We start from the raw sequence: 14975 nt of genomic DNA on the forward strand, positions 1-14975 counted from the left end.
GGGCCATCGACCTGCGCCGCATCGGCAACGCCGAGCGCTTCCTCGCAGCGGCGCTCGGTCACTTCAGCGCTTGAGCTCGAAAGAAACTCAACAGCTAACGGTGAAAGCGCCTTTTTTTTTGGCCGATCCGGTAGCAGGGCGAAAAAAAACCGCCCAGGGGGCGGTTGCGCTTGTCAGGCCGGCGGACCTGACGGGCATGCAAGCCATCACAGGCCGGCGATGCCCTCGTGCGCGACGGGCGCGTCGATCTTCGGCTCGGCCGGCGCGCTCTTGACGACCACCGGTGCGGGTGTCGTGAAGGTGGGCACGTTCTTGCCCGTGGCCACTTGCTTGAGCTTGCGGTATTCGGCCAGCACGCGCGAGCCGTAGCCGGCATCGTTTTCGAAGGCGGCAGCGCCAACATAGGTTTTCAGGCCCGCTTCGATGGAACCGCCCCGGTTGACGTAATCCTTGAGGATCAAGGCGCCGACGCGGATATTGGCCACCGGATTGAGGGCCGCCTGGACCCCGCCCATGTGCTGGAATTTGGCGTGGTGCACCTTCGACATGACCTGCATGAGGCCCTGCGCGCCCACCGGGCTTTCCGCAAACGGGTTGAGGCCCGATTCGATCGCCATCACCGCAAGGATGAGCAGGGGATCAATTTTGACGTCTTTTGCCGTCATGTATGCAGTCGATACCAGCATGTTGGCAGCGTCGCCCGCAACGCGATAACGCTTGGACAACCATGAAGTAACAAATTGTTGCTGCTTCTGGTTGCCCATCAAGGCTTTTTCTTCGGCCGTCAGGGGTACCGGGGCTGCTTCGACCGCCGCGGAGGGCGCCGTGGCCGGTGCTTCCATCAGGGCCGACAGTTGCGGCGCTGCTGGCGCCGCGGCGGCCAGCGGGGCGGCCTGGTTGGGCGCGATGAGCAACGATACTTTTTGCGCCACGTCGGGACGCACGTACAGGACGGCGGCGACGGTGACTGCGGAGAGACCAAGAACGGTCAGGGTGTGTTGCGCGGTGGTCGCAAGACCACGGGCCGTTTTGCTTACGGAAAACCACATAGCTGGCTGGCGAGCCATTGATTGGGCGAACTTTGCTGTCGCCCCGTTGAAACGATTTATCATCGAATTCCCCTTTGTCGCGGAAAAAGCTCTGCCCACGGCGCTACTTACGCGCTGTCGGATGGCTCATGCCGTGCATCAGAAATATCGTCTACCGTCGCTGCTGCGTACGATTAACGCCGTCATTGCCTGCTCTAGCTGATCGTTCCCTGAGGTATTGAATCAGTGGTCAAACAACTCTGTTCGGGGGTTAGGACAGACGTCCTGTGAAAACACTCCTTAAAAATGTCATGTGGCGCCCCGACGCCGTGAATGTATGAGACCGGCTAAAATTGCATTTTGGGGGTCATAATCCCCGCCGAAAACGCCTGCCTCATCAACTTGGGTGGATTGTAAAAGCCGACTTATACGAAGTCAATACTAGCACGGAGTTCCTTTATAACTTTTGAATCTGACTTTTTCGGCCCAAGCCCATCAATAGGCTGTGAAATCAACCACTTGGGCTACTAAGTTGATAACTCCGTCGCGCTAACGAAAAAAGCAAAAAAACGATGATTTATACTGATTTGCGTGATTTTATTTCTCAATTGCAAGAAATGGGCGAATTAAAGCGCATTTCTACCCCCGTTTCGCCCCATCTGGAGATGACCGAGGTGTGCGACCGCGTGTTGCGGGCCGCTGGTCCGGCGCTGTTGTTCGAGCAGCCGACCGGCCACACCATCCCCGTGCTGGGCAATCTGTTCGGCACGCCGAAACGGGTGGCGCTGGGCATGGGCGCCGACGACGTCAGCGAACTGCGCAAGATCGGCCACCTGCTGGCGCGCCTGAAAGAGCCGGAGCCGCCGAAGGGTTTCAAGGACATGCTGGGGATGGGCTCGCTGGTGAAGGCGGTATGGGACATGTCGCCCAAGGAAATCAAAGGGGCCGCCTGCCACGACATCGTGTGGGAGGGCGCCGACGTCGACCTGGCGCGCCTGCCGATCCAGTACTGCTGGCCGGGCGACGCCGCCCCCTTGATCACCTGGGGGCTGGTGATCACCCAGGGACCGAACAAGAAGCGCCAGAACCTTGGTATATATAGACAGCAGGTAATTGGCCCCAATAAAGTGATCATGCGCTGGCTGGCGCACCGGGGCGGGGCGCTCGATTTCCGTGAGCATGCCATCGCCACCAAGGGGGCGCCGTATCCCATCGCGGTCGCGCTGGGCGCTGATCCGGCCACCATCCTCGGCGCCGTCACGCCGGTGCCGGACAGCCTGTCGGAATACCAGTTCGCCGGCTTGCTGCGCGGCAGTCGCACCATCCTCACCAAGGCCATCGGCAGCGCCTTGCGGGTGCCCGCGTCGAGCGAGATCGTGCTGGAAGGGCATATTTTGCCGGACCCGAATCACCCGAGCGGCTACGAGCACGCCCTCGAGGGGCCGTTTGGCGATCACACGGGGTATTACAATGAGCAGGACAGCTTTCCCGTGTTCACCATCGAGCGCATTACCATGCGCCGTGATCCGATTTATCACTCGACCTACACGGGCAAGCCGCCCGACGAGCCGGCCGTGCTGGGAGTGGCGCTCAACGAGGTGTTTATTCCTCTGCTGCAAAAGCAGTTCAGCGAGATCACCGATTTTTACCTGCCGCCGGAAGGTTGCAGCTACCGCATGGCGGTGGTGCAGATGAAAAAGCAGTACGCGGGCCACGCCAAGCGCGTCATGTTCGGTGTCTGGAGTTTTCTGCGCCAGTTCATGTATACCAAGTTCATCGTGGTGGTCGACGAAGACGTCAACATCCGCGACTGGAAGGAGGTGATCTGGGCCATCACCACCCGCGTCGATCCGCTGCGCGACACCACGCTGGTCGACAATACGCCGATCGATTATCTCGATTTTGCCTCGCCCGTGAGCGGCTTGGGCAGCAAGATGGGGATCGACGCCACCAACAAGTGGCCCGGTGAAACCAATCGTGAATGGGGCACGACGATTGCCATGTCGCCCGAGATCAAGGCCAGGGTCGATGCAATGTGGCAGGAGTTGGGTATTTGATTGGGTGTGCTCCTACACGCGATGCGGAATTTTCTGATACGCGTGGGGCGCCGGCAGGTCTAAGCTGGTGTTTTCTTCAAACGAGGAGAACCATTGTGGCAACCAGCAAAGACGACAACACCAAGGGGACCCGGGGCGGCACGCCTGAGCAGCACGCCGAGGCGGGGCGCCAGAGTCACAAGAACGACACCTCGCGCCAGTCCGGTGCGGGCGGTTCGGGTGGCGCCGCGGGCAGTGGCAGTGGCGGCAGTGGCAGCGGCACGCGCGGCGGCACACCCGAGCAGCATGCGGAGGCGGGGCGCCAGAGCCATAAGAACGACGGCTCGAGCCAGTCCGGCAGCGGCGCTTCCGGTGCCGGCAGCGCCGGCTCTGGCGGCAGCCGTGGCGGCACCCCCGAGCAACATGCCGAGGCAGGGCGCCAGAGCCACAAGAACGACGATCGCAAATAGGCCGCAGGGCGGTCGGGGTTCAGCCGGCCGCCCCTTGCGCCCCTTGTTGCAGGCGAATTTTTTTTACGCGCCTGTCCGCGCGCGCGGGGCCTTCGTCCCGCTGCCAACAGCGCTTTTACTAAACGGGTCAAGTCGGATATAATGAGCGCTGGCGGGCCCCTGCGCATCGTGGCATGGCTAACCTGGTCAGGTCGGGAACGAAGCAGCCACGGCTATTACCCATGAGTGCCGCAGATCAGGCTCGCCTCCTCAGTTTTTCAGTGTAGTTCTCCTCCGATGGCACCGTTGCTGCCGTCTCGCTGTTCTCTTGATACCTTTTGTTTTCGCGCCGCCCCGGCACCGTGGCATTGTTGCGCGCAAAACGACCCTTTGCCGGCCTGTGCGGACGCTTTGTCCCCCGCTCCGTCACCGAGTTTGCCCGCTGCGCCGTCCATCTACGGTAAAATCGCGCTATGTCCTATCAAGTCCTCGCCCGCAAATACCGCCCCCGCAACTTCGACACCCTCGTTGGCCAGGAGCACGTCGTGCGTGCCCTCACGCATGCCCTGGAAACGGGGCGCCTGCACCATGCCTACTTGTTTACCGGCACGCGCGGGGTGGGCAAGACGACCTTGTCGCGCATCCTGGCCAAGGCGCTCAATTGCATCGGTCCCGATGGCAATGGCGGCATCACCGCCACGCCATGCGGCGTGTGCGACGCCTGCACCGCCATCGATGCCGGCCGCTTTGTCGACTATATCGAGATGGATGCGGCGTCCAACCGCGGAGTCGACGAAATGGCCCAGTTGCTCGAGCAAGCTGTCTATGCGCCGTCGAACGCGCGCTTCAAGGTCTACATGATCGACGAGGTGCACATGCTCACCAACCACGCGTTCAATTCCATGTTGAAAACGCTGGAGGAGCCACCCGAGCACGTCAAGTTCATCCTGGCGACCACTGATCCGCAAAAAATTCCCGTGACCGTGCTGTCGCGCTGCCTGCAGTTCAATCTCAAGCAGATGCCGCCCGGTCACATCATCGATCACCTCGACAATATCCTGGGGCAGGAAGGCATCAGCTTCGAACAACCGGCCTTGCGCCTGCTGGCGCAAGGCGCGCACGGTTCGATGCGTGACGCCTTGTCGCTGACCGACCAGGCGATCGCCTATGCGGCCGGCGCCGTCACGCTCGAAGCAGTGCAGGGCATGCTGGGCGCACTCGACCAGACTTACCTGGTGCGCCTGCTCGACGCGCTATTGGCGCAGGACGGCAGCGACCTGATGGCGGTGGCCGACGAAATGGCCAGCCGCAGCCTGTCGTACAACGGCGCCCTGCAAGACCTGGGCACCTTGCTGCACCGGATCGCGCTGGCGCAGTCGGTGCCGGCAGCGGTGCCGCAGGATTTGCCGGAGCTGGCCGATATCGTTCGCCTGGCGGCCGCCTTCGACGCCCAGGAAGTGCAATTGTTCTATCAAATTGCCGTGCACGGCCGCAACGAAATCGGCCTCGCGCCGGATGAGTACGCGGGTTTTACCATGACCTTGCTGCGCATGTTGGCCTTCCGTCCGGGCAATGGTGGCGCCGAAGTGGCGCCGTCGGCGGCCGCCGCGACGCGGCCGGCGCCGGCGCGCGCAGCGGGCGCGCCAGCACGGCCGGCGGCGGTGGCCACGGCCAGCCATGCTGCGGTGGTGCCGGCGCAACAGCGTCCGCCGCCGGCCGCCATGCCAGCGCCCCCGTCACCGCCGCCGCCGTCCACGGGGCAGGTGGCAGCCGCGGCCGCGCCCGCCGCCGTCGCGCCCGCCATGAACTCGGCGCGGGCGGCCATCAACGCCGCCCTCGAAGCGGCGCGCTCGGCCAGTCGTGGCCAGAACGCCGGCGCCAAGCGGCCGACGGCCATGTCGAACCAGGCGGCGGCGGTGGCCGCTGCGGCGGCGCCGCCGGCGCTCGCGCCGGCCGCGCCGGTCCGGCCAGCACCGCCAGTGGCAAGCGCGGCTGCGCCATCGGCGCCGCCGCCGTGGGCGACAGCGGCCGAGCCGGCCAGTGTCGCGCCAGTCCAGGACCGCGTGCCGGCCCCGCCTGCCGAGCCGGTCGAGGATGACGGTCCGCCATCGTGGGTCACGGAATTTTCCGACGACAGCGCGTTGGCGCCAGCGGCCGTAACGAGCCCCACCCCGGTGCCAGCGGCGACGTCGCGCGCGCCTGAACCTGCCCGTCCGCCCTACCTGATCACCGCTGTGCCCGCCATCGACTGGGACGGCAACTGGCCGGCGCTGGCGGCCACCTTGTCCCTGCGCGGGGTGGCGCAACAGCTGGCCATGCAGACCGAACTGGTCGAGTGCATCAGCGATGGCCAGCAAAGCACGTTTCGCTTGCGGGCGCCGATCGACACCTTGCGCGCCAGCGGCAACACCGACAAATTGCTGGCGGTGTTGCAGGAGCGTTTCCCCGTCACCCGGGTCGCCGTCGAAGTCGAGCTCGGCCCCGTCTGGTACACCGCCAGCGTCGAGGCCAAGGCCTGGCGCGAGCAGGTGCTGCAGGAGGCCGAGCAGACCGTCGCCGCCCACCCTTTCGTCCAGGAGATGGGACGCCAGCTCAATGCGTTTGTCGTGCAGGGGTCGGTGCGTCCGCCCGCCACCGCCTGAGCGGCGTTCGCACGGTCCGACGCCAGTTCCTTTATAGTTGCCACTTTTTAGATTTCGGAGAATTTCACCATGATGAAGAACCAGCTCGCAGGCTTGATGAAGCAGGCCCAGGCCATGCAAGACAATATGAAAAAAGCGCAGGAAGCGCTGGCGCTGGTGGAAGTCGAAGGGCAGTCGGGCGCAGGCCTCGTCAAGATCGTGATGACTTGCAAGAATGACGTCAAGCGGGTGTCGATCGACCCATCGCTGCTCGCTGACGACAAGGACATGCTCGAAGACCTCGTCGCCGCCGCCTTCAATGATGCCGTGCGCAAGGCGGAAGCGACCTCCGCGGAAAAAATGGGCGGTCTGACCTCCGGCATGGCTTTGCCGCCAGGCTTCAAGATGCCGTTCTGATGGCGCTGACCACAGCGCCCAGCGTCGGCGTCCGGCAGCCATAGACGATGGCCAAGGCGTTCGACTTTCTGACGGAAGCACTGCGCCGCCTGCCCGGGGTGGGCCCCAAGTCGGCCCAGCGCATGGCGTTCCACCTGCTGCAACATGACCGTGAGGGCGCCGAAATGCTCTCGCGCGCACTCTACCAGGCTGTCGACAGCGTCCACCACTGCGCCCTGTGCAACACGTTTTCGGAAACCGATGTGTGCGAGCTGTGCCAGGACGAGGACCGCGAGCGCAGCCTGCTGTGTGTCGTCGAAACCCCGGCCGACCAGATGATGATCGAGCAGACCCTCACGTACAAAGGCTTGTATTTCGTGCTGATGGGTCGCCTGTCGCCGCTCGATGGCATCGGTCCCAAGGACATCCACCTCGACAAGCTGATCAGCCGCGCCGCCGACGGCGTGGTCGGTGAAGTGGTGCTCGCCACCAATTTTACCAACGAGGGCGAAGCGACCGCCCACTACATCAGCGAAATGCTCAAGGCGCGCGGCCTGCGCGTGTCGCGCCTGGCGCGGGGCGTGCCGGTCGGCGGCGAGCTCGAATATGTCGATGCCGGCACGATCGCACGGGCCATGCTCGATCGGCGCGACACCTGAGCAAACATGGTGGGCGCTTTAGTTTGATGAGTCTCAAATATGGCGAAAAGGGCACTGCTAAGGTAGTTCTATCCATTTTGGGTAGCCAGCATGCACCTCGTCGACATCACCATGTTTTATGCGGCCGAAGGCGGTGGGGTCAGTACTTACCTCAATGCCAAGTCGCGCTGGCTGGCGCAGCACAGCGATATTCGCCATAGCATTCTCAGCCCCAATATTCGCACGGTGCGCGCGGGGGCGCCGGGGCGCATTCACCTTCCATCGATCCCGTTTCCCGGCATTCACGGCTACCGCATGCCGCTATCGGTGCGCTCGTCCGCGGCCCTGCTGCGCGCCATGCGACCTGATCTGATCGAGGCGGGCGATGCCGGCCACTGCGCGTGGGCGGCGCTGCGTGTGCGCGATGCGCTGGCAATTCCGGCGGTGGCCTACTATCACTCCGATCTGCCACGCCTGATGCGCCGCCGCTTCGGTGCCAGCGCCAGTCGCGGCGCCGCTCGCTACCTGGCGCGGCTGTACCGGCAGTTCGACCTGGTGCTGGCCCCCAGTCGGCTGATGGTCGAGCAGTTGGCCGCAATGGGCGTTGCCGGCGCCATCCACCAGCCGCTGGGCATCGACGCCACCGTGTTTCGCCCGCTGGCGGGGCGCGCCGGCTTGCGCGACAAGCTCAATCTCGCCGCCGATGCCCGCCTGCTCGTGTATGCGGGACGTTTTACCGCCGAGAAAAAACTTGATCTGCTGCTTGCCGCGCTGCGCATGCTGGGGCCACCGTACCACTTGCTGCTGATCGGCGGTGGCGGCAACATTGCCGCCCATCCCGCCATCACGCGCCTGCCGTTTTGTCGCGACCAGCGCGTGCTGGCGCGCCTGCTCGCTGGCTGCGACGTACTGGTCCATCCGGGCGATTGCGAAACGTTTGGCCTGATCGTCCTCGAGGCCATGGCCTGTGGTTTGCCCGTGGTGGCCACCGGCGGCGCGATCACGGAACTGGTCGACGAGCGCAGCGGGGTGGTGGTGCGCCCGGACAGCGCCGCCAGCCTGGCCGAAGGCATCGCCGCCATTTACGACGGCGACCGCGCCGCCCTGGGCAGTGCCGCCCGGCGCCGCGCCTGCGAGCACTACGACTGGAACCAGATTACCCCCCAGTTACTGCGTCGTTACGGCCGTTTGCTGGCCCGCGGTCTTACCAACGAACTCGACATGGAACGCCTGTATGCGGCCGCCCGTCGGACCGAACTGACGGTCGATCGCCGTGCCCAACTGGCGCGAGACTATGTGGCCGATTGATCGCCCCGTCCTGTGCGTGTCGATTCACGACGTCGCCCCTGCCACCTGGGCCGACTGCATGGTGCTGTACCAGGCCGTGCGCGACGTTGCGCCCCACTTGCCGCTGACCTGGCTGGTGGTGCCCCGTTACCATGGCCGTTCTCCACGAGCGCCGGCGATGGAGGCGACGCTGGGCCAACTGCTGGCCGATGGCCACGAACTGGCGCTGCACGGCTACACCCACCTCGACAGCGCGCCCCGGCGCCGCGGCCTGTGCAATCGCTTCGTGCGCGAGGTCTACACCACCGGCGAAGGCGAGTTTTCCGCGCTGGACGAGGAGGAAGCGCTGCGGCGGCTCGATCTGGGCCTGGCCTGGTTTGCCGAGCGGGGCTGGCCGGTCGACGGCTTCGTGCCGCCAGCCTGGCTGGCTGGGCCCGGCGCGCGCAAGGCGGTGAGGCAGCGGCCGTTTGCCTACACCACCTCGCTCACCCACTTCCATTGTTTGCATCGCCAGCACAGCGTGTATTCGCCCTCGCTGATGTACTCGGCGCGCAACGCCAGTGGCCGTGCGCTGTCGCCGCCCCTGGCACAGGCGCTGGCGCTGGCATTGCGGTCGAATCGGCTGCTGCGCCTGGGCCTGCATCCGGCCGACGCCCGCCATCGGGCGCTGCTGCGCCATGCCCAGGCCCTGCTGGAAAAACTGCTGGCGCAGCGCCAGCCGCTGACCAAGAGCGGCTTTGCCGCCAGTGATGGGGCGCGGACCACGACGATACAAGCGCCGCAACTGCAGTTTTCCAGTGCCAGCGCCACTGCCGACTCCTCCCGCCGCACCATTGGTAGCACCAGTAGTAGCACCAGTAGCGGCACCAACGGCACCAACGGCAGCATCAGTCGCAGCATGAATGGCCGCACCGGTGGATGCACAAACAGCAGCACAAACAGCGGCACAGACAGCAGCACAAACAGCGGCACAGACAGCAGCACAGACAGCAGCACAGACAGCAGCACAGACAGCAGCACCAACGGCCGCAACAACTGCCCTATCAACAACGGCGCCACTACATGCAGCAACCGCCGCACCTGTGCCGGCGATGCCATGCCGGACCCCGGCGCCAACGGGGCAATGGTCAACCGCGTCGGCGCTCTTGCGACTTGCACGCCAGCGCCGTTGCTGTAGTGGATCTGTAGTGGACCGTGCAGCTCGAGCGAGCGTGTCAGCCCGGTAAGCCGGCTGCGCCCGCAAGCTTGCCGCTTGCGGTTGACCACTTATCGGTTGGCGCTTGCCCCTTACCGAATGCCGCTTACCGCCCCCACCGGCCACCACCACCCCAATAGGGATGGCCACCCCAGCCGCCATACAGATAGGTCGAGTTGCTGTAGCGGGTTATTTCTTCCTTGGTGCTCAACTGCAGTACACAATTGCGCCATAGATCCGAGTTGGCGGTATAGCCCAGCCGCACGCAGGCGGGGCCAAATTCGATGATGATGCGGTCCATGTCCGCTTGCTGCTTGAGCGCGCGTTCCTGCGGTGTGGAACATGCTGTCAAGCAAAGTGCGCTCACGGCAGCCAGAAGCAAGGTGCGCATGGCGGTCTCCCTTCGTCGGTACGGTTGCTACAGCTTAGGCGCCGTCCCGTGCGTACCCATGATGCATATCAATCGTGCACGGTGAGAAAAAAGTCGTCGCCTATGCGAGCTGATTTCTCGCTTTCATCCTTTTCAGGCAAGATCGGAAGCTGGAAAAATTCATCATGAACGCGGGAGACGGCGATGGGCACTGCACGCACCAGGCGGTGGGGTACAGGTGTCGCGCTGGTGCTGGCGACGCTGTTGCTGCTGGCCTGGTGCCTTATCTGGCTGTACCTGCGCGCCAGTCTGCCCCAGCTCGACGGCGTGCGCCAGGCGGCGGGCCTGGCCGGGGTCGTCACGGTGGCGCGCGATGCGCGCGGGGTGCCGCTGCTGACGGCGGCCAGCCGCGCCGACCTGGCGTATGCCACCGGCTTCCTGCACGCCCAGGAGCGCTTTTTTCAGATGGATCTGATGCGGCGCGCCGGCGCCGGCGAACTGGCCGAGCTGTTCGGCGCCCGCGCGCTTGCGCCCGACCGCAGCCACCGTCTCCATCGCTTTCGTGCGCGCGCCGAGGCCATGTTGGCGCGCATGCCGGCGGACGATCGCGCTTTTCTCGAGCGCTATGTCGCCGGTGTCAATGACGGCCTGGGTGCCCTGACGGCGCGGCCGTTCGAATACGCCTTGCTGGGCGCCGCGCCGCGGCCCTGGCAGGCGGCCGATTCGCTGCTGGTGGGGTGGGCCATGTACTTCGATCTGCAGGGCATGCAAGAGCCGCGCAAGCTGGCGCGCGGCTGGGTGGCCGACCATACGGACGCGGCGCAGCGCGCCTTCCTGCTGCCCGCGGCGAGCGCGTTCGACGCGCCGCTCGACGCCGAATCGGTCGCGCTGCCGCCGATGCCGTTGCCGCCGACGGCGCCCGCCTGGTGGGGTGCGGGCGCGCTGCCAGCGCCAAGCGCGGCGGGCGGCGCGGGGGCGCTGCGCAGCGCCATGGGCGCCATGCCGGGCGATGGCGACGGCACCGCGGCGGTCGGCAGCAACAACTGGGTATTGGCCGGCAGCCGCAGCGCCAGCGGCCGCGCCATCGTCTCGAACGACATGCACCTTGGCCTGCAACTGCCCGTCACCTGGTACCGGCTGGCGATGCAGTTTGTCGACGCCGGCGGCCAGCCACGCCGGCTGGCCGGGCTGACCTTGCCGGGCGCGCCGCCGCTGCTCACGGTGGGCAGCAACGGCCGCGTGGCTTGGGGCTACACCAATGCGTACGGCGATTTTCTCGACCTGGTGGAGGTGGCCGTGGACCCGGCCGACGCCAGCCGCGTACGCGCGGCCTCGCGCTCGCTGCAGGTCGTGGTGACGCTCGAGACCATCGTCGTCAAGGGCGCCCCGGCCGAGCGCCTGGCGGTGCGCGAGACGGACCTGGGGCCGCTGCGCAGCATCGACGGGCGCACCTACGCCGTGCACTGGATCGCCCACCATCCGGCGGCGCTCAATCTGCGCCTGCGCCAGCTTGAGTCGGCCGACACGCTGGCGCAAGCCTTGCAGGTGGCCGCGGGCGTCGGCGTGCCGGCGCAAAATTTCGTCGCCGGCGACGCTGCCGGGCATATCGGCTGGACCATCACCGGGCCGTTGCCGCGGCGGGCGCCGGCCGCGCCAGGTGCGCTGCGCGATGCCAGCTTTCCGCTGCTGCACGATGGCGCCGCGACCAGCTGGGACGGGGTGCTGGCGCCGTCCGACTATCCGGCCCTGAGCGACCCCGCTGGCGGGCAGCTCTCGACGGCCAACAGCCGCCAGCTGGCCGGGCCGCAGGCGGCGCTGATCGGCGACGGCGGTTTCGACCTGGGCGCGCGCAACGGCCAGGCCCGCGATGCCTTGCGCGCGCTCGGCGCCGGCGCCGACGTGGCCAGCGTGTACGGGGTGATGCTCGACGACCGCGCCGTGTTCGCCGAACGCTGGCGCCGGCGCGCCCTGGCGCTGCTCGACAGCGCCGCCATCGAAGGGCATCCGCTACGCGCCGAATTTGCCCGCCTGCTGCGGGACAGCTGGAGCGGGCACGCCAGCGTCGACTCGAGCGGCTACCGGCTGGCGCGCGGTTTCATGTGGGCCTTGCACGAGCAGGCCTATGGCCGCGCCAATGCCGCGCTGGCGGCGATCGATCCGCGCGCGGACATGCACGGCGCCAGTGCGCGCTGGCCGGCGGTGATGGAGCGCCTGCTCGACGAGCAGCCGCCCGGCTGGCTGCCGGCCGGGTACGGGAGCTGGCGCGCGTTCGAGCTGGCCGCGGTCGATCGCCTGGCCGCGCGGTTGACGGCCGACGGCGCGCCGCTGGCGGCGGCCACCTGGGGCCGGCGCAACACGGCGGCGATTGCCCATCCCATCACGGTGGCGCTGCCGATCCTGCGGCCCTGGCTGGCGGCGCCGCCCGATCAACTGCCCGGCGACGCCCATATGCCGCGCGTGGCCGGCAGCAAATTCGGCCAGTCCGAACGCATGACGGTCAGTCCGGGCCTGGAGGAGCAGGGCGTTTTCAACATGCCGGGCGGCCAGAGCGGCCATCCATTGTCGCCGTATTTCATGGCGGATCACGCCGACTGGCTGGCGGGCCGCCCCGGTCCCTTGTTGCCAGGGCCGGCCGTCCACCGTCTGCGCCTGGAGCCGGCAGCGGGGCGTATCGCGCGCGCACCGATGCCATCAGCACGCGCGCCTTACTTGACCTTGTCCAGAAAGGGCAGCGACGTGCCCTGAGCTATTTGCAGGCGCTCGGCGATCGACTCGTGCGGCGACGGATGGCCCAGGTGGAAGCCCTGCACCATGTCGCAGCCATACTCCTGCAGCAGCGTCAGTTGGGCGTCCGTCTCGACCCCTTCGGCCACCACCACCATGCGCAGGCCGTGCGCCATGGCGATGATGGCGCGGGTGATGGCGGCGTTTTCGGCGTCCTGCGGCAGGCCGCTGATGAAGCTCTTGTCGATTTTCAGGGCGCGCACATCGAAGCGCTTGAGGTAGTTCATCGACGAGTAGCCGGTGCCGAAGTCGTCGATCGACAACTGCACGCCGATTGCCCGCAACTGCTCCATGGTCGCCATGGTGGCGCGGGCGTCGTCCATCAGGGTGCCCTCGGTCAGCTCCAGTTCGAGCAGCCGGGGATCGAGCCCGCTGTCGTGCAGGGCCGATTGCACCATCAGGCTCAGATTGTCGTCCTTGAACTGCTTGGCCGACAGGTTGACCGCCATGCGGATGCTGCGGCCGCCGCCGCGCTGCCAGGCGCGCGCCTGCAGGCAGGCGGTGCGCAGCACCCATTCGCCGATCGGCACGATCAGCCCGGTGTCCTCGGCCAGCGGGATGAATTCGTTGGGCGAGATCAGGCCCCGCTCCGGGTGGCGCCAGCGCACCAGCGCTTCGACGCCGACGATGTCGCCGCTGGGCACGTCGATCTGCGGCTGGTACAGCAGGTACAGTTCCTGGTTCTTCAGGGCGCGCCGCAAGCCCACTTCCAGCTTCACGTGGCTCATGATCTGCATGGTCAGCGAAGAGCTGTACAGCTTTGCGTTGTTCTTGCCGCAGTTCTTGGCGTGGTACATGGCGGTGTCGGCAAACTTGAGCAGGGAGTCGCAATCGTCGCCATCTTCGGGGAACAGCGAGATGCCGATGCTGGCGGTGCAAAAAATCTCGTTGCCTTCGATGATGAACGGGCGCCGCATCGCTTCCTTGACGCGGTGGGCGACGTTGAGCGCATGGTCGACCCGTTCCAGGTCCGGGATGAGGATGGTGAATTCGTCGCCGCCCAGGCGGGCCAGGTTGCTCGTGTGTTCGCCCCGCGATACCAGGTCGGTGGGGCGGGTGGTGTCGCGCAGGCGCTCGGAGACCACCTTGAGCAAATGGTCGCCCACGTTGTGGCCGAGCGTGTCGTTGACGCGTTTGAACGCGTCGAGGTCCATGAACAGCACGGCAAACTTCTTGTTGCCGATCTTCGAGCGGTGCAGTTCGCGCTCGAGCGTTTCCAGGAACGCCTGGCGATTCGGGATGCCGGTCAGGCTGTCGCAGTACGCGAGCCGGCGAATCTGTTCTTCCGTTCGTTTGCGTTCGCTGATGTCGCGCACCAGTCCGAGCACCTCGCCCGGCCCGGTGGCGACCAGCCGCGCTTCGAAATGGTGGACCGTGCCAAAGCGCGTCAGTTCGTAGTCGACCGAGCGGATATGCTGGGTTTCCAGCACCGCGCGCATCTGTTCGAGCAGGCGGTCGGCGATCGGGCGCGGCAACACTTCCGTGATGTGCTTGCCGATGCAGGCCTCGGCGGCGAATATGGCGCCGTTGTCGCCGCCGGCGCGGCTGCCCTGGCCGGCGCCGGTGCGCTCGCGGCCCGGCCATTCGCGGCCCGGCCATTCGCGCCCCGGCCATTCGTGGCCCGGCCATTCGCGCCCGGTCCAGGCGGCGCCGGAGCGGTCGTGGCCGGGTTCGTAGTCAAGGAAGAAGCCGTCGCCGTTGAGGCGGAAGAAGGTGTCCGGGATGGCCGCCAGCACGGCGCGGTTCTGGGCGTCGGCCATGCGCAGGCGGACGATGGCGTCGCTCGCGCGCAGCACGTAGAGCACGCGGTGGCCGAGAATCGGCCAGTTGATCGGCTTGGAGACGAAGTCGGTGGCGCCCACTTCATAGGCGTTGGTGACCGCTTCGATATCGTCGCCGCCAGTGACCATGATGATCGGCACGGGCGCGCCCGTCTCGATGCGGCGGATTTCGCGGCAGGCTGAAAAGCCGTCCATGTTCGGCATCTCCACGTCGAGCAGGATCAGGTCCGGCGCCATGCTCTGGAAATACGTCACCGCCTGCACGCCGTCTTCGGCTTCGATGCCGTCGAGGCCGACGTGGCCCAGCATTTCCAGCATCAGCAGGCGCATCACGGGATCGTCATCGGCCACCAGCACGACACCACGTTTGTTGGGGGGGAGTGAGGCCAT

At 66.2% G+C, this 14975-nt stretch carries 11 protein-coding genes and 1 other RNA gene; 9 read left to right on the plus strand and 3 right to left on the minus strand.

Going from position 1 to position 14975, the window contains the following annotated elements; genetic code table 11:
* Window positions 1–206: 206 nt before the first annotated feature.
* The gene (locus ACP7EY_RS22600; protein ID WP_426197529.1) at window positions 207–1049 is read right to left on the minus strand and encodes a transglycosylase SLT domain-containing protein; all 843 of its coding nucleotides are present in this window, start codon (window positions 1047–1049) and stop codon (window positions 207–209) included.
* A gap of 551 nt (window positions 1050–1600) precedes the next feature.
* Here ACP7EY_RS22600 and ubiD point away from each other — a divergent pair.
* From ubiD to ACP7EY_RS22640, 8 genes are all read left to right on the plus strand, one after another.
* A complete protein-coding gene (ubiD, locus tag ACP7EY_RS22605; RefSeq protein ID WP_426197530.1) occupies window positions 1601–3085 on the plus strand; it encodes a 4-hydroxy-3-polyprenylbenzoate decarboxylase in 1485 nt (494 codons plus the stop codon).
* A 95-nt stretch (window positions 3086–3180) separates the two neighbouring features.
* A complete protein-coding gene (locus ACP7EY_RS22610) occupies window positions 3181–3534 on the plus strand; it encodes a hypothetical protein (protein ID WP_426197531.1) in 354 nt (117 codons plus the stop codon).
* Window positions 3535–3684: 150 nt separating this feature from the next.
* An RNA gene (gene ffs, locus ACP7EY_RS22615) (signal recognition particle sRNA small type) lies at window positions 3685–3783 on the plus strand.
* A 203-nt stretch (window positions 3784–3986) separates the two neighbouring features.
* Window positions 3987–6155 carry a DNA polymerase III subunit gamma/tau gene (locus ACP7EY_RS22620; RefSeq protein ID WP_426197532.1) on the plus strand — a complete coding sequence of 723 codons (2169 nt, stop codon included), beginning with the start codon at window positions 3987–3989 and terminating at the stop codon, window positions 6153–6155.
* Window positions 6156–6224: 69 nt separating this feature from the next.
* A complete protein-coding gene (locus ACP7EY_RS22625) occupies window positions 6225–6551 on the plus strand; it encodes a YbaB/EbfC family nucleoid-associated protein (protein ID WP_426197533.1) in 327 nt (108 codons plus the stop codon).
* Between the two features lie 47 nt (window positions 6552–6598).
* Window positions 6599–7189: a recombination mediator RecR gene (gene recR, locus ACP7EY_RS22630; protein WP_426197534.1), complete on the plus strand. Its 591-nt coding sequence runs from the start codon at window positions 6599–6601 to the stop codon at window positions 7187–7189.
* Between the two features lie 90 nt (window positions 7190–7279).
* The gene (locus ACP7EY_RS22635; RefSeq protein ID WP_426197535.1) at window positions 7280–8476 is read left to right on the plus strand and encodes a glycosyltransferase; all 1197 of its coding nucleotides are present in this window, start codon (window positions 7280–7282) and stop codon (window positions 8474–8476) included.
* Window positions 8463–9632, plus strand: a complete 1170-nt coding sequence (locus tag ACP7EY_RS22640) for a DUF2334 domain-containing protein (RefSeq protein ID WP_426197536.1) — start codon at window positions 8463–8465, stop codon at window positions 9630–9632. Before ACP7EY_RS22635 ends, ACP7EY_RS22640 begins: the two co-directional genes overlap by 14 nt.
* A 124-nt stretch (window positions 9633–9756) precedes the next feature.
* Here ACP7EY_RS22640 and ACP7EY_RS22645 read toward each other — a convergent pair whose 3' ends face one another.
* Complete coding sequence (locus tag ACP7EY_RS22645) at window positions 9757–10041, minus strand: hypothetical protein (RefSeq protein ID WP_426197537.1); 285 nt, start codon at window positions 10039–10041, stop codon at window positions 9757–9759.
* 183 nt (window positions 10042–10224) lie between these two features.
* On the opposite strand from ACP7EY_RS22645, the gene ACP7EY_RS22650 reads away from it, so the two are divergent.
* Window positions 10225–12765, plus strand: coding sequence for a penicillin acylase family protein (locus tag ACP7EY_RS22650; protein ID WP_426197538.1), 2541 nt, complete (start codon window positions 10225–10227; stop codon window positions 12763–12765).
* On the opposite strand, the gene ACP7EY_RS22655 is transcribed toward ACP7EY_RS22650, so the two are convergent.
* Window positions 12726–14975 (minus strand): two-component system response regulator, encoded by a 2250-nt coding sequence (locus ACP7EY_RS22655; RefSeq protein ID WP_426197539.1) that lies wholly within the window; start codon window positions 14973–14975, stop codon window positions 12726–12728. The two genes, ACP7EY_RS22650 and ACP7EY_RS22655, sit on opposite strands and share 40 nt — an antisense overlap.

Origin of the sequence: Massilia sp. DWR3-1-1, assembly GCF_049898325.1 — a bacterium.
Lineage (GTDB): Bacteria > Pseudomonadota > Gammaproteobacteria > Burkholderiales > Burkholderiaceae_D > JAFCUW01.